A 15,151-nucleotide genomic window follows, 5' to 3' on the forward strand; every position below is an offset into this window, starting at 1 on the left:
GGGGATCGCGCCACGGCGCGATTGCCTTCGGCGAGAGTATTTTCAGCTTTCGGATGAAAGGGGTTTGGCCCATGGGACGGCTCTGTCTGACCCGGCTGGACCTGTCGCACTTCCGCTCCTGGCGGCGGGGGGCGATCGCGGCCGACGGGCGGCCCGTGGCCCTTTGGGGGCCGAACGGGGCCGGCAAGACCAATGTGCTGGAAGCGGTCTCGATGTTCTCCCCCGGGCGGGGGCTGCGCCGGGCTGCCGCCGAGGAGATGGTGCGCCGCCCCGAGGCGATCGGCTGGAAGCTGTCGGGCGTGCTGCGCAGCCTGCACCAGGTGCATGAGATCGAGATGCAGGTGGAGCCCGGCCAGGGCCGCAGCCTGCGCATCGACGACAAGGCCGCCGCCCAGCTGGCCCTGGGGCGGATCGCCCGGGTGCTGTGGCTGGTGCCTTCGATGGACCGGCTGTGGATCGAGGCGGCCGAGGGGCGCAGGCGCTTCCTCGACCGGATGGTCCTCAGCTTCTTTCCCACCCATGCCGATGCCAGCCTGGCCTATGACAAGGCCATGCGCGAACGGAACCGCCTCTTGAAGGACATGGTGCGCGACGCCCATTGGTACGCCGCGCTGGAACGGCAGATGGCCGAGGCGGGGGAGGAGATCACCTCGAACCGGCTGCGCGCGCTGCACCTGGTGGCCGAGGCCACCGAGGAGGCCGAGACCGCCTTTCCCGCCCCCGAGCTGGCGCTGAGCCATCCCGAGGGCGAGATGGCACAGAGCGCGGCGGACCTGCTGACCGGCTATCAGGAGAGCCGGCGCCGCGACATGGCCGCCGGGCGCACCCTGCTGGGGCCGCACCGGGTGGACATGGAGGCCTTCTGGGCGGTGAAGGGGATCCCGGCGCGCGATGCCTCCACCGGCGAACAGAAGGCGCTGCTGGTCAGCCTGATCCTGGCCAATGCCCGTGGGCTCGCCCGTGATTTCGGCGCCCCGCCGATCCTTTTGCTGGACGAGGTGGCGGCACATCTGGACGCCGACCGCCGCGCGGCGCTTTATGACGAGATCTGCGCCCTGGGCGCCCAGGCCTGGATGACCGGCACCGGCCCGGAGCTGTTTGAAGGTCTGGGGGATCGGGCGCAGTATCTGGAAGTGACGGAGGAGGCGGGCAGCAGCCACGCCGAGGAGAGGAGCGCGCCATGACGCCGCAACGGGTTTCGCTGATCACGCTGGGGGTCGATGACCTTGATCGTGCCCGCACGTTCTACGAGGCCCTGGGATGGGCGCCGGCGCAGGTGACGCCGGGCATCGTCTTCTTCCAGCTGGACGGGCAGGCTCTGGGCCTCTTTGGCCGCGCCGCCCTGGCCGAGGACCAGGGGCGGCCCGAGGTGCCGCTTGGCACCGGGGCGATGACCCTGGCGCAGAATTTCTCCGACCGGGCGGCGGTCGATGCGGCCTTCGCCCAGGCACTGGCGGCGGGGGCCACGGCGCTGAAGCCGCCCGAAGAGGTCTTCTGGGGCGGCTATTCGGGCTATTACGCCGACCCGGACGGCCATGTCTGGGAAGTGGCGCATAACCCCTTCATCACCCTGGACCCGGACTCCGGGCGCTTCACCCTGCCGGTGGCGTCATGACGATGTCGGCCTATGACCTGGCGCTTTATGCCGGGGCGCTCTTCGTGCTGTTCATGACGCCGGGGCCGGTCTGGCTGGCCATCGTGGCGCGTACCCTGTCGGGCGGCGCGGCCTCGGTCTGGCCGCTGGCCGTGGGCGTGGCTCTGGGCGACATGATCTGGCCGCTGGTGGCGATTCTGGGTCTCGGCTGGATCGAGGGGCAGGCCGGCAACCTGCTGTGGGTCGTGCGCCTTCTGGGGGCGGCGATGTTCGTCTGGATCGGCATCGGCATCCTGCGTCGGGCAGACGCGCGGATCACGGCGGACAGCCGGCTGACCCGCCCGGGCCATCTGGCAGGCTTCCTCGCCGGGCTGGCGGCCATCGCGGGAAACCCCAAGGCGATCCTGTTCTACCTCGGCATCTTGCCCAGCTTCGTCGACATCGGTACGGTGACGGTGCCCGACATTGCCGCGATCCTGCTGGTCTCCATGGCCGTGCCCTTCACCGGCAACCTGATCTTCGCCGGTTTCGTCGACCGCGTGCGGCGCCTCATCGCCTCCGACCGGGGGATGAAGCGGACCAATATCGTCGCCGGCTGCCTGATGATCTGCGTCGGCTTCGTGATCCCCTTCACCTGACGGGCAGGGGCGCCAGCCAGGTCCGCAGGAAGGGTCTGAGCCGCGCGTCGATCCCGGTCGCGCTGTGCAGCGCGCAGAAGGTCAGGGCCATGGCATGGGCCATGAAGGCCTGTACCCCCTCGGCCAGCAGCGCGGGATCTGCGTCCGCCCGCACCGCGTCGGGCTGAAGCCGTGCGATCCAGCCGGTCAGCACCTCGACCTGGGCCAGGAAATTCCGCGCAATCGGCCCTTCCTCATCCGTGCCGGTGGCGCCGGAATGGCGCAGGACGATGTCGAAGGTCTGCGCATCCGGGGCCATCTCGGCCATCAGCGGGGCAAGGGCGGTGGCAAACTCGTCCGGGGCGTCGGGGGGCGCCGCGGCCGCGATGCGGTCCAGCGCCGCCGTCATTCGTTCGCCGATCAGAAGGGTCAGCAGGCCCTCCTTGTCCCCGAAATGCGAAAAGAAGGTGCCCTTGGCGACCCCGGCCTCGGCGACGATCTGTTCGACCCGCAGGCCCGAGACCCCGTCCCGCATGAAATGGGCGCGCCCGATTTCGAGCAGTCGGGCGCGGGTCTGTAGGGCACGGGTCTGAATCGGCTTGTCCATGCGCCTTTTGACCAGAAAATGTGACCGCGGTCAAATTATGGAATTGACCGCGGTCATATTTGAATCTAGCGAAAGTGACCACGGTCAACTTTCGGAGAAACGGCGCATGACACCTCGCAACATCCTCGTCCTCGACGGGCACCCGGCGCACAGATCCCTATCTTCCGGCTTTGCCCGGGCCTATGCGGAGGCCGCCCGCGACGCCGGGCACGAGGTGCGCCTGCACCGCCTGTCCGAGATGTCTTTCGATCCGGATTTCGGGCAATCGACCTACAAGGACTGGAAGCCGCTGGAGCCCGACCTCGCCGCCTTTGCAGAGGATCTCGAATGGGCGGGGCATGTGGTGATCGCGACGCCGCTCTGGTGGGGCGGTCTTCCGGCGAAGCTCAAGGGGCTCTTCGACCGGACCCTGCTGCCGGGGCGGGCCTTCGACACCCGCAGCACCACGTTGCTGGGCCAGCCCAAGCCGATGCTGACGGGCCGCAGCGCGCGGCTGCTGGTGACGTCGGATACGCCGGGGTGGTTTCAGCGGATCGTCTACGGGCGCGCCCTGCAGCGGCAATTGCGTGGTCAGATCCTCGGCTATGTCGGAATCCGGCCCGCGCGCTTCAGTTGGTTTGCCCCCGCATCCCATGCGTCGGGCGCGACCGTGACGGCATGGCTGGCGCGGATTTCCGAGCTTGGACGGAAGGCCGCATAACGTCAGCGCCGGGGAACCTTAATTCCTCAGCGAAGAAACACAAAACCTACCGCGCCGACGTGACATTGCCCCACAGATTTCGTATAGACTGCGTAGAAAAACAAAGGGCACGCTGCATGGCAGACGCACAACCGGCGCGGCAAGAGTACGACGCAGGATCCATCAAGGTTCTCAAGGGCTTGGACGCGGTCCGTAAGCGTCCGGGGATGTATATCGGTGACACCGACGACGGGTCCGGCCTGCACCACATGATCTACGAAGCCGTGGACAACGGCATCGACGAGGCCCTGGGGGGCTACGCCGACTTCGTGAAGGTGGTGATCCATGCCGACAACTCGGTCTCCGTGCGCGACAACGGGCGCGGCATTCCGGTGTCGATCCACCCCGAGGAAGGAGTTTCGGCGGCCGAGGTCATCATGACTCAGCTGCACGCGGGCGGGAAGTTCGACCAGAACTCCTACAAGGTGTCCGGCGGCCTGCACGGCGTGGGCATTTCCGTGGTGAACGCGCTGTCGGACTGGCTGGAACTGCGCATCTGGCGCGACGGCAAGGAACACTACGTCCGGTTCGAGCATTCCGAGACGGCGAAACCGCTGGAAGTGGTGGGCGATGCCAACGGCGAAAAGGGCACCGAGGTGCGCTTCCTGTCGTCGCTGGAGACCTTCTCGAACCTCGAATACAACTACGCCACCCTGGAAAAGCGCCTGCGCGAACTGGCCTTCCTGAACTCCGGCGTGCGCATCGTGCTGGAGGATCACCGCCCCGCCGAGCCGCTGAAGACCGAGCTGTTCTACGAAGGCGGCGTGAAGGAATTCGTGAAGTACCTCGACCGCTCGAAGTCCTCGATGATGGAGGAACCGATCTTCATCACCGGCGAGAAGGACGGCATCGGGGTCGAGGTCGCGATGTGGTGGAACGACAGCTTCAACGAGATGGTGCTGCCCTTCACCAACAACATCCCGCAGCGCGATGGCGGCACCCACATGGCGGGCTTCCGCGGCGCCCTGACCCGAACCTTGGGCAAATACGCCCAGGAAAGCGGGATCGCCAAGAAGGAGAAGGTCAACTTCACCGGCGACGACGCCCGCGAAGGCCTGACCTGCGTTCTGTCGGTGAAGGTGCCGGATCCGAAATTCTCCAGCCAGACCAAGGATAAGCTGGTCTCGTCGGAGGTGCGCCCCGTGGTCGAGAACCTGGTGGGCGAGAAGCTGTCGGAATGGTTCGAGGAAAACCCCGGCCAGGCCAAGATGATCGTCGGCAAGATCGTCGAGGCGGCGCTGGCCCGCGAGGCCGCGCGCAAGGCGCGCGAGCTGACCCGGCGCAAGACGGCGATGGACGTGAACTTCCTCGCCGGGAAGCTGAAGGATTGCTCCTCCAAGGATCCGTCGGAAACCGAAGTTTTCCTCGTCGAGGGTGACTCGGCCGGTGGCTCCGCCCAGACGGGGCGCGACCGCCGCACCCAGGCCGTGCTGCCCCTGCGCGGCAAGATCCTGAACGTGGAACGCGCGCGGTTCGACCGGATGCTGGGCAGCCAGGAGATCGGCAACCTGGTGATGGCCCTCGGCACCGGCATCGGCCGGGACGAGTTCAACATCGACAAGCTGCGTTACCACAAGATCGTCATCATGACGGACGCCGACGTCGACGGTGCGCACATCCGCACTCTGCTGCTGACCTTCTTCTATCGCCAGATGCCCGAGCTGATCGAGGGCGGCTATCTCTACATCGCGCAGCCGCCGCTGTACAAAGCGTCGCGCGGCAAGTCCGAGGTCTACCTGAAGGACCAGGCGGCGATGGATGACTACCTGATCGAACAGGGCACCGACAGCACGCTGCTGCGCCTCGGCGACGGCACCGAGCTGGCCGGCGAGGACCTGAAGCGCGTGGTGACCGAGGCGCGCCAGCTGAAGCGCGTTCTGGACGCCTTCCCGACGCATTATCCCCGTCACATCCTGGAACAGGCCGCCGTCGCCGGCGCCTTCGTGCCCGGCGCGGTGGACAGCAACCTGCAGGGCGTGGCCGACAAGGTCGCCGCCCGTCTGGACCTGATCGCGCTGGAATATGAAAAGGGCTGGCAGGGCCGCATCACCCAGGATCACGGCATCCGTCTGGCGCGCATCCTGCGCGGCGTGGAAGAGGTGCGCACCCTGGACGGGCCGATGCTGCGCTCGGGCGAGGCGCGCAAGACCGGCTCCTTCACCCAGTCCCTGCAGGAAATCTACAACGTGCCCTGCACCCTGGTCCGCAAGGATCGCAGCCAGGTCATCTATGGCCCGCTGGAACTGCTGCGCGCCATCCTGACCGAGGGCGAGAAGGGCCTGACCATCCAGCGCTACAAGGGCCTGGGCGAGATGAACCCGGACCAGCTGTGGGAAACCACCCTGGACCCCGACGCCCGCACCCTGCTGCGCGTGACGGTGGACGACATGGCCGAGGCGGACGACCTGTTCACCAAGCTCATGGGCGACGTGGTGGAACCCCGCCGCGAGTTCATCCAGCAGAACGCCCTGTCGGTCGAGAACCTCGACTTCTGATCGGGCCGCAGGCGCCCCGCGCCTGCCCGCATCGCAAGCAAAACATAGAAAGACCCGCTCCGATCTGGAGCGGGTCTTTTTCATTCCGGTCTGCCCCGGGCCTACATTTCGGCGATGACGAACTCGGGCACCGGGGTCGGGAACCGCTGGCGGCTCTTGTCGGTCAGGCCCTCGTCGGTGATGATCCGGGTGATCTGCTCGATCGGCACGGTGCGATGCAGGGCGCGTTCCATGAAACGGGCGCTGTCGGCCAGCAGGATCACTTCGCGCGCGGCGGCGACCATGGCGCGCTTCATCTGGCTCATCTCGATGGCGGTTTCCGACACGCATTCCTCGTCCACCGCCGCCGCCGACATGAAGAAGATATCGCAGCGGATGTTTTCCAGGAACGCCTCGCCCGGCGCACCCAGCAGGCTGTAGCTGCCCGGGCGACAGGTGCCGCCCGGGACGTGCAGCTTGATGTTCTCATGATAGGTCAGCGCACCGGCAACGTAGAGGTCATTGGTGATCACCGTCAGCGGCATCGACAGCTTGGCCAGCTCATCGGCCAGCAGGTGGCAGACCACCCCGCCGGTATCGATCAGCAGCGACTGGTTCGGACTGACGAAGCGCAGCGCCTCGCGCACGATGGCCTGCTTTTCCTCCACCGCCGTGCGGCGCGAAACATCCGTCGACGGCTCCCATGTGGCACGGTTGCGCACGGCCACGGCGCCGCCATGGGTACGCTTCACCAGCCCTTCGGAGGCCAGCACGTCGAGGTCCCGCCGGATGGTGGAGACGGAGATGCCGAACATCCGCGCCAGCTCCTGGCTGGCGCCGGAGTGATTGGCCTCGAACCACTCGATCAGATGCTGTCGCCGCGCGGCCGGCAGCATTTCCTCGTTCAGCGGCAATTCGGACATGCAGTTCCCCTCTCATCGCGTGCCACTGCGCCTCCGCGCCCCGGACCTTGGGATAGGTACGGAAAGACAGGGCATTGGGCAACCGGAAGGCGGACGGGTGCGGCTGCGGTGCGGGGTACTTGCCCCGCCCCTTGCGGTGCCATCCACCGACCCGGGCGCGCATCGGCAGGACCGGGACCGGCGGCAAACCTTGCAGCCTTTTGCACGTTCGTGCACATCACCTGTCGCGCCGATCGCCCGGCACGCGCAATTGCAGGTCGTTCCTGCGTCACCGCGCCAGAGCTCTCTGTCATGTTGCGCCCCCTCCGCCGAACCTTGGCAACAGTTGCCATGCGCCACAGGTATAGTCGCGCAGCAAATCGCTCATACCTGGCCGCTTACAAATATCTTGCGCCAATTTCTACCATACTCTACCACAAACGCGCAAACGCTCCCTCATCGACGAGGGGACGCCCGAGTCGGGCGACCAGGACGACAGAAACGGACCCTTTCCATGATACTCGACGTGCTCCAACGCATTGAAACGGACACGCAACTGCCCGACGCGGCTGACGTGGTCATCATCGGCGGCGGCATCGCCGGTGTGACCGCAACCCTTTTCCTCGCCGAGGCGGGACTGAAGGTCGTCCTGTGCGAAAAGGGCGTCATCGCGGGCGAACAGAGCAGCCGCAACTGGGGCTGGGTGCGCCAGATGGGTCGCGACCCGGTGGAGCTGCCGCTGACCATGGGCAGCCTCGACATCTGGCGCGGCATGGACAAGCGGTTCGGGATCGACACCGGCTTCCGCGAGACGGGCATCACCTATGTCTGCCGCACCCCGCGCGAAGTGAAGGAATTTGCCGACTGGGCCGACCTGGCGGATCGCATCGGCATGGCGTCGGAACGGCTGGACCCGGCGGCCCTGGCGCGCAAGCTGCCGGCGATTGCCCGCGACCGGTTCAAGTTCGGCCTGCACACCAAGGATGACGGTCGCGCCGAGCCCTGGCGCGCCGTGCCACAGATGGCCATGGCCGCCCGCCGCCTGGGCGCCACCATCATCGAGAACTGCGCTGTGCGCGGGGTTGAGACCAGCGCCGGCCACCTGTCCGAGGTGGTGACCGAGAAGGGCAGGATCCGGACCGAACGCGCGATCCTCGCCGGCGGCGCCTGGTCGCGGATGTTCCTGGGCAACAAGGGCGTCAACTTCCCCCAGCTGAAGCTGCACGGCACAGTCGCCCGGGTGGAGATCGACGGCGACGCGGGCGACATGCCCGTGGGCGGCGGCGACTTCGCCTTCCGCAAGCGGCTGGACGGCGGCTACACCGTGGCGCGGCGCAACTGGAACGTGGCCCAGATCACCCCCGACAGCTTCCGCCTGCTGGGCACCTACCTGCCCACGCTGATGTCCAGCTGGCGCGAGATCCAGGTGCGGCTGAATGGCGAGTTCCTGAAGGAAGCGGGCATGCCGCGCAAATGGGGTCATGACCAGCAGACCACCTTCGAGAAGATCCGCACCCTCGATCCGCAGCCGATGGAGCGCTACAACCGCCACGCGCTGAAGAACCTGGCGCGCGCCTTCCCCGTCTTCGCCGGCGCCCGGATGACCCACAGCTGGGCCGGCCTGATCGACGCGACTCCCGATGCGATCCCCGCCATCGGCCCGGTGAAGGAAATCCCCGGCCTCTTCCTCAGCTCCGGCTATTCCGGTCACGGCTTCGGCTCTGGCCCGGGCGGCGGTCAGCTGGTGTCGGACCTGGTGCGTGGCGTCGCGCCCACCTTCGACCCAAAACCCTTCAGCCTGGAGCGGTTCACGGCAAAAGGCCTGCGCCCCGGCGGCGCGGCGTAACGGTGCCCCGGGCCGCGAGGATGATTTCCAGCGAGGAATGGAACAAGTCGCCTTAGCGCACCCCGCGACACCCCCGCCCGCCTGGCGATGCCGGCGGTGCTGGTATTGGCATAGCGCACATCCATCAGCGTCTCGATCGTCGCCTGCAAAAGAAGGCGGCGCGAGCGGCACTGCGCTGGTCCTGGGTTCTGCGCCCCGGGATCATCATCTCGCCTCCATTTGCAAACAGCTCGGTTTGTTTGTGGAGTCGAGACGCGCGATACCTGTGACCTACTATCGGTGGCGGTCGCGTTCCCGGTGGCCGAGTCTTCACGGCTCGCATCCGGGCCCACACAGCGGTCGCGGGCCACTCAGGGCGGACCGCGCGGCGGCGCTGTCGCAATCATGTCACCTGCGCGTCACATGGGTGAAACCTGGCGCGCGCAGGTCGCAGGCACAAGGAGACACCCCATGACCCTTCCCGTGATCGGCGCTGCCCTGATGGTGCCCGAACTGGCCACCTGGCGCGACTGGCTGTTCGAGAAGAACCGCGACCTGGAAATCCAGAGCTTCGCCGACCCGACCCTGCTGGCCTCCGGCGACTGGCAGCCGCTGGTCGACGAGGCGAAGCGCCAGTTGGACGGTTTCGCTGGGCGCTATGGCATCCATGGCCCCTTCTGGGGCCTCAGCTTTGCCAATCCGGACCCGGAGATCCGCGCCATCGTCGCCCGCCGCATGGCCCAGGGCCTGGACATCTGCGAGGCGCTTGGTGGCAGCCACATGGTCATCCATTCGCCCTTCTCCACCTGGGACCACCACAATCTGTCCACCTATCCCGGCGGGCTGGCACGGGTGACGGAATGGGTCCACGAAAGCCTCGGCGCCGCCGTGACCCGGGCTGAGAACGCCGGGATCACCCTGGTCCTGGAGAATATCGAGGACATCGACCCCGAGGCCCGCAAGGCGCTGGTGCACAGCTTCGGCTCCGAGGCACTGAAGCTGTCCGTCGACACGGGGCACGCCCATTATGCGCATGGCTCGACCGGGGCGCAGCCGGTGGATTATTTCGTCCGTTCGGCGGGCGATCTGCTGGGCCATGTGCACCTGCAGGACGCCGACGGCTATGCCGACCGCCACTGGTCCATCGGCGAGGGCATGATCCGCTGGCACGAGGTGTTCCGCGCCATCGCCGCCACCGGCGCCAACCCACGCCTGATCCTGGAGCTGCGCAACCGTGCAGACATCCCCCGTTCCATGGCCTGGCTGGAAACCCGGGGGCTGGGACAGTAAGCAGGGGGCATGTCCGCCCCCGAGCCCTCTCCCCAGACGCCACCAAAGACGCGCAAGAAGATCGACGCCGGGCTGATCGTCCTGGCCCTGATCTGCGCGGCCAGCGGCGCGGCGGTCTGTGTCCTGCACGGGCCGGAGGTCTTCACCGATACGCTGCTGGTCGAGTTGGGCTTTGCCGCCATGCTGCTGCCCAAGGTCGTGGGCGGCATCCTTCTGGCCGTCGCGCTTGGCTACGTCCTGCCGCGCGAGCGTATCCTGGCGCTGGCGGGTCCCGACAGCGGGGTGCGCGGCCTGGCGGTGGCAACCGCAGCCGGAGCGCTGTTCCCCGGCGGGCCGGCGGTCACCTTTGCCCTGACGGCGGGGCTGATCACCTCGGGCGCCGACATCGCGGCGGGGGTGGCGATGGTCTCGGGCTGGGTCCTGCTGTCGGCCAACCGCACCCTAATCTGGGAGCTGTCTTTCCTGCCGGCCCATTTCGTCGGGCTGCGGGTCCTGATGACCCTGCCGGTGCCGATCCTGCTGGGGCTGGCCATCCGCCACGTGGCGCGGCGCCGGGCGATGACGGGGGAAGCGGCGGAATGAACATCCTGATCGGCAGCGTGATCATCTGGGCCGGTGCCCTCTGGGCCCTCGCCCGGGTCCGGCGCGATCACGCGTCCGAGCTGCGCACGGTCTGGACGATCAGCCTCGACACCTTCGTCTTCATGCTGCCACGACTGATGCTGGGCCTGATCTCCGCCGGGTTCCTGGCGCTGCTGCTGCCGGAAGCCTTCGTGCAGCGGTTTCTGGGCGACAGCGCGGGCTTCGCCGGGCTGCTGATCGCCTCCGTCTTCGGGGCGCTGACCCCGGGTGGGCCCTTCGTGGCTTTCGCCATCGGCGCCTCGGCGCTGAAGGCCGGCGCGACCTTCGGCGCCCTGACCGCCTATGTGACGGCCTGGTGCATCTACTCGATCCTCAGGATCATGAGCTACGAGGTGCCAATGATGGGGGGCAGGTTCACGAGGGTCAGGCTGCTCTATTCGCTGCCGGTCCCGGTGGTCCTGGGGTTGGTGGCGCAGGCCGTCATGTAGGATGACGGCCCGCGCGGATCGTTCAGCTGGCGGCCTTCACCGGCTCGGCGCCGTGTTTCATCGCCCAGTTGGCCGTCGCCTTGATCCCGCCCAGCGGGAAGAAGTGGATCTGCGCCGGGGCATGGGTGCCGGTCACCCGGGCCTCGGCGAAGTCGGCCATGACCTCGGTCGGCTCATAGGGCAGCATCAGCTTGGTCACGTCCATCGCGCGCTTCTGCAGCACCTTCAGGGACGGGCCGACGCCGCAGGCGATGGCGAACTTGATCAGCGTCTGCAGCTTCGCCGGGCCGGCGATGCCCACGTGCACCGGCAGGTCCACATTGGCGTCGCGCAGGCTGGCGATCCAGTCCAGCACCGGCTGCGCCTCGAAGGCGAACTGGGTGACGACCGCCATCTCGGCGTCGGTACGCTCGGAGAAGCTCTGCTTCCACTGCATCGCGTCATCGACCAGCTTGGTGGAGCCGTCGGGGTCGATGTCCTTGTTGCCCTCGGGGTGGCCCGCGACGTGCAGGCGCTTGAACCCGTGCTGGTCGAACAGGCCGGTTTCCAGCAGCTGCATGGAGGAATGGTAGTCGCCGTGCGGCTCGGCCACGCCCCCGGCCAGCATCAGCGCCTGGTCGACGCCGGCTTCGCCCTGATAGCGCTTGATCCAGTCTTCCAGAGTCGCCTTGTCCTTGATGATGCGCGCGGGGAAGTGCGGCATCACCGGGAAGCCTTCGTCCGAGAGGCGCTTGGCGGTGGCCACCATCTCCTCGATGGGCGTGCCCTCGATATGGGCGATGTATACGCGGGTGCCTTCGGGCAGCAGGGTGCGGAAATCCTCGACCTTGGCTGCCGTGCGCGGCATCACCTCGATGGAATAGCCCTGCACAAGCTCGTGCAGCCCGGCTCCGGTGGCGGAGCCCCCTTTGTCGCGTCGTCCGATGAACGAGATCATATCCTGCAGTCTCCTCCGTAATCCCTGAGCCAATGTATACATGATATGACGATTCCCACAAGAGCTACGCGCATAAACGCAAGTTTTCGGCGGATGACTGAGCATCCGCCGCGCTGTGATGTATTCATGACGCAGGTCAGACGCGGGGCCCGCAGGCCCCGCATCGTCATTGCATCATGGTATCAGGTAGGATCAGAACGATCTGAGGGAAGGCCACAAGCAGGATCAGCGTCGCCAGCATCGCGAACCAGAAGGGCGTGACGCCCGCGAAGATCCGCGCCAGCGGCACGTCGCGCGCCACCGATTTGACGATGAAGACGTTGACCCCCACAGGCGGCGAGATCAGCCCCATTTCCAGCGTCAGTACCACCAGCACGCCGAACCAGATCGGGTCCAGACCCAGCTGCATGATCACCGGGAAGTAGATCGGCATGGTCAGCACCAGCATGGCGAACCCTTCCAGGAAGCAGCCCAGCACTAGGTAGGTCAGCAGGATCAGCGCCAGGATGGCGATCGGCCCCACGTCCAGCCCGGCCAGGAAATCACCGACCAGCGCCGGGATATGGGTCAGCGCCAGGAAGGGGTTGATCATGTGGGCGGCGATCAGGATCAGCATCACCGTGGCGGTGGTCACCACGCTGTCCTTCGCCGCTTCCCAGAAGCGGCGGAAGGTCAGCTTGCCCTGAAGCGAGGCGATCAGGATCACCAGCCCCGCGCCCACGGCCGAAGCCTCGGTCGGGGAGAAGATGCCGGTGTAGATGCCGCCGATGGTCAGGATGACGACCAGCAGCACGGGCAACGCGCTGATCAGTTTCTGCGCCTTCTCGCCCATGGTGGTCTTGGGACCCTTGGGGCCGAAGTGCGGCCAGATCCAGCACATGATCGAGATCGTTGCGATGAACATCGCCAGCATCAGCAGCCCCGGCAGGACGCCGGCCAGGAACAGGCGGCCGATACTCTGCTGGGTCAGGATGGCATAGATGACGAAGCCGGTCGAAGGCGGGATCAGGATGCCCAGGGTACCGCCCGCGGCCACCACGCCGGTGGACAGGCGGTTGTCGTAGTTGAAGCGGTCCATCTGCGACATGGACACCTTGCCCATGGTCAGCGCCGAGGCGACCGAGGACCCCGACAGCGCCGCGAAGCCCGCGCAGCCCAGCACCGTGGCCGAGGCCAGGCCGCCGCGCAGCCGTCCGATGATCGCATAGGCGGCGTCATAAAGGCTCGCGCTCATCCCGGTGACGGAGGCGACATTGCCCATCAGGATGAACAGCGGCACGACCACCAGTTCGGCGGAGGAGGCGAGGGTAAAGCTCTCGGAGGCCATCAGCGACATGGCCGAGTTGAGGTCGCGTAGCACCCAGATACCGACGAAGCCCACGGCGAACATCGACAGGGCGACGGGGAAACGCAGGACAAGAAGCACCAGCAGCACCAGCATGCCGACGAGGCCGATCATTTCTCCGCTCATTCACGGATCTCCTTCTCGGCCCGGGCATCCCAGCCCGTCAGCGTGAGCTCCACCGCGCGCAGGATCATGCCCAGGGCGGTAATCAGGGCCATCACCGAAAGAGCCCACTGGAAATACCATTTCGGCAGCGCCACGATGTTGGTGGCCAGCCCCAGCATCTGGGACAGTTTCGAGCTGTCATAGACGGTATAGGCGATGCCGACGAAGATCGCGGCGCCCAGGATGGCGGCGAGAACGTCCAGCACATGGTTGAAACGCGGCGGGAAGCTGCGTTCGAAGATGTCGACGGAGACGTGCCCGCCCAGCTTGTCGCACAGGGCCATACCACCGAAGACGATGATGACCATGCCCATCTGGGTGTAATCCTGCGCCCCGGCCAGCGGCGAAACGAAGGTGCGTCCAATCACGTCGACCAGCACCACGCCGGTCACGAAGACCAGGCCCAGGGTGCCGACAAATGCGGACAGGCCGATAAGCCCGTCCGCGATCTTTCTGAGCGTTCCGAGCATTGCCGGTCCTTACTCGTATGCGGCCTGCATGGCCTCAAGCGCGGCCTGGCCGCCGATCTCGTCAACCGTCGCCTGGGTCACCGGCGAGGTCAGCTCGCCAAAGGCGGCGGCTTCTTCGTCGGACAGGGTGATGACGGTCTTGGAGCTGTCGGCCTCAAGGCCCGCGATGGTTTCTTCCGCGACACGGTTCCAGGCTTCCTCGGCGCTTTGCGACAGGCTCTCACCGGAATGCGCGTCGATGGCGGCCTTCATCTCGTCCGACAGGCCATCGTAGCGGCTCTGGTTCATGACGACATAGAAGGTCAGACGGCCGAGCGGTGCGCCCACGGTGTAGCTGTTGGCCACTTCCGACAGCTTGAAGTCGGTGACCGCGGAGGCGCCGGTGACCACACCGTCGATCAGGCCGGTCTGCAGGGCGTTGTAGATCTCGCCGGCGGGCATCTGCACCGGGGTGGCGCCCAGGGCTTCGATCATCGAGGCGGAGGTGGACCCGGCAACGCGCATCTTCAGGCCTTCCAGGTCGGCCGGCGTGCGGACTTCGACGTCCTTCATGATGAAGATGTTGGGTTCGGAGGTCCAGACGGCCAGCGGCTTGGTGGCCGGGAACTCGGACTTGATCTCATCCATGGCGGCCCAGATGCCCGGGTAGCCCGGTTCACCGTCCGGGATCACGCCCGGCATTTCCGCGATCATGGTCTTCTGGAACTGCGACGAGGTGTAGCCCGGCAGGCCCCACACGATGTCAGCCACGCCCTGCACGACGCGGACGTATTGTTCCAGGGGGCCCTTGCCCAGCTCACCGCCCGGATAGGCGCGCACGGTCAGCTCGCCGTCGGTGTCAGCGGAGACACCTTCGTTCAGCGGTTCGATGACAGAGCCGGTCAGGGTATGGGTGGGGGCTGCGAAGTGGGCGAAGGACAGTTCCTCTGCCTGGGCGGCAGCGGCGCCGAAAGTCAGGGCGCTGACGAAGGCCAGGCCAGTTGCAAGACGGTTCATGAAAATCCTCCCGGGTTTTGCGAACGCCGGCACGGGCTCCTCCCCATGCCGGTATTCCGTGATGCATACAGACGATACGCGACAAATCCGAGACTTCGACCGGAAATCGCGAGGCCGGCA

15 protein-coding genes are annotated in these 15,151 nt (G+C 66.7%); 9 read left to right on the forward strand and 6 right to left on the reverse strand.

What is annotated here, in order from left to right:
- Positions 1–71 precede the first annotated feature (71 nt).
- The 3 genes from recF to CVM50_RS18545 are packed head-to-tail and all read left to right on the forward strand — an operon-like array spanning position 72 to position 2,232.
- Positions 72–1,184, forward strand: coding sequence for a DNA replication/repair protein RecF (gene recF / locus CVM50_RS18535; protein WP_085888851.1), 1,113 nt, complete (start codon positions 72–74; stop codon positions 1,182–1,184).
- On the forward strand, positions 1,181–1,615 hold the full coding sequence (locus tag CVM50_RS18540) for a VOC family protein (RefSeq protein ID WP_085888852.1): 435 nt from the start codon (positions 1,181–1,183) through the stop codon (positions 1,613–1,615). The genes recF and CVM50_RS18540 overlap by 4 nt, the downstream gene beginning before the upstream one ends.
- Positions 1,612–2,232 (forward strand): LysE family translocator, encoded by a 621-nt coding sequence (locus CVM50_RS18545; protein WP_085888853.1) that lies wholly within the window; start codon positions 1,612–1,614, stop codon positions 2,230–2,232. The genes CVM50_RS18540 and CVM50_RS18545 overlap by 4 nt, the downstream gene beginning before the upstream one ends.
- Here the strand turns inward: CVM50_RS18545 and CVM50_RS18550 are convergent.
- Positions 2,225–2,818 (reverse strand): TetR/AcrR family transcriptional regulator, encoded by a 594-nt coding sequence (locus tag CVM50_RS18550; protein WP_085888854.1) that lies wholly within the window; start codon positions 2,816–2,818, stop codon positions 2,225–2,227. The genes CVM50_RS18545 and CVM50_RS18550 overlap by 8 nt on opposite strands.
- 37 nt (positions 2,819–2,855) lie before the next feature.
- Here CVM50_RS18550 and CVM50_RS18555 point away from each other — a divergent pair, with 37 nt between their 5' ends.
- Complete coding sequence (locus CVM50_RS18555; protein ID WP_332835663.1) at positions 2,856–3,518, forward strand: NAD(P)H-dependent oxidoreductase; 663 nt, start codon at positions 2,856–2,858, stop codon at positions 3,516–3,518.
- 116 nt (positions 3,519–3,634) lie between these two features.
- Complete coding sequence (gene gyrB, locus CVM50_RS18560) at positions 3,635–6,052, forward strand: DNA topoisomerase (ATP-hydrolyzing) subunit B (RefSeq protein ID WP_085888856.1); 2,418 nt, start codon at positions 3,635–3,637, stop codon at positions 6,050–6,052.
- A 101-nt stretch (positions 6,053–6,153) separates the two neighbouring features.
- Here gyrB and CVM50_RS18565 read toward each other — a convergent pair whose 3' ends face one another.
- A complete protein-coding gene (locus tag CVM50_RS18565) occupies positions 6,154–6,954 on the reverse strand; it encodes a DeoR/GlpR family DNA-binding transcription regulator (protein ID WP_085888857.1) in 801 nt (266 codons plus the stop codon).
- A gap of 505 nt (positions 6,955–7,459) precedes the next feature.
- On the opposite strand from CVM50_RS18565, the gene CVM50_RS18570 reads away from it, so the two are divergent.
- The 4 genes from CVM50_RS18570 (at position 7,460) to CVM50_RS18590 (ending at position 11,118) form a co-directional block, all read left to right on the forward strand.
- Positions 7,460–8,779, forward strand: coding sequence for an NAD(P)/FAD-dependent oxidoreductase (locus CVM50_RS18570; protein WP_198431935.1), 1,320 nt, complete (start codon positions 7,460–7,462; stop codon positions 8,777–8,779).
- A 450-nt stretch (positions 8,780–9,229) separates the two neighbouring features.
- A complete protein-coding gene (locus tag CVM50_RS18580) occupies positions 9,230–10,048 on the forward strand; it encodes a sugar phosphate isomerase/epimerase family protein (RefSeq protein WP_085888859.1) in 819 nt (272 codons plus the stop codon).
- 9 nt (positions 10,049–10,057) lie between these two features.
- Positions 10,058–10,630: a hypothetical protein gene (locus CVM50_RS18585; RefSeq protein WP_085888860.1), complete on the forward strand. Its 573-nt coding sequence runs from the start codon at positions 10,058–10,060 to the stop codon at positions 10,628–10,630.
- Positions 10,627–11,118 carry a hypothetical protein gene (locus tag CVM50_RS18590; protein WP_085888861.1) on the forward strand — a complete coding sequence of 164 codons (492 nt, stop codon included), beginning with the start codon at positions 10,627–10,629 and terminating at the stop codon, positions 11,116–11,118. Before CVM50_RS18585 ends, CVM50_RS18590 begins: the two co-directional genes overlap by 4 nt.
- A 22-nt stretch (positions 11,119–11,140) precedes the next feature.
- On the opposite strand, the gene CVM50_RS18595 is transcribed toward CVM50_RS18590, so the two are convergent.
- From CVM50_RS18595 to CVM50_RS18610, 4 genes are all read right to left on the reverse strand, one after another.
- A complete protein-coding gene (locus CVM50_RS18595; RefSeq protein WP_100148547.1) occupies positions 11,141–12,055 on the reverse strand; it encodes a methylenetetrahydrofolate reductase in 915 nt (304 codons plus the stop codon).
- Positions 12,056–12,221: 166 nt separating this feature from the next.
- Complete coding sequence (locus CVM50_RS18600) at positions 12,222–13,526, reverse strand: TRAP transporter large permease (RefSeq protein WP_085888862.1); 1,305 nt, start codon at positions 13,524–13,526, stop codon at positions 12,222–12,224.
- Complete coding sequence (locus tag CVM50_RS18605) at positions 13,523–14,035, reverse strand: TRAP transporter small permease (RefSeq protein ID WP_085888863.1); 513 nt, start codon at positions 14,033–14,035, stop codon at positions 13,523–13,525. The genes CVM50_RS18600 and CVM50_RS18605 overlap by 4 nt, the downstream gene beginning before the upstream one ends.
- A 9-nt stretch (positions 14,036–14,044) precedes the next feature.
- Positions 14,045–15,031 (reverse strand): TRAP transporter substrate-binding protein, encoded by a 987-nt coding sequence (locus tag CVM50_RS18610; protein ID WP_085888864.1) that lies wholly within the window; start codon positions 15,029–15,031, stop codon positions 14,045–14,047.
- Between the last annotated feature and the right edge of the window lie 120 nt (positions 15,032–15,151).

It is taken from the genome of Pseudooceanicola marinus, assembly GCF_002786295.1.
In the GTDB taxonomy this organism is placed as follows: domain Bacteria; phylum Pseudomonadota; class Alphaproteobacteria; order Rhodobacterales; family Rhodobacteraceae; genus Pseudooceanicola; species Pseudooceanicola marinus.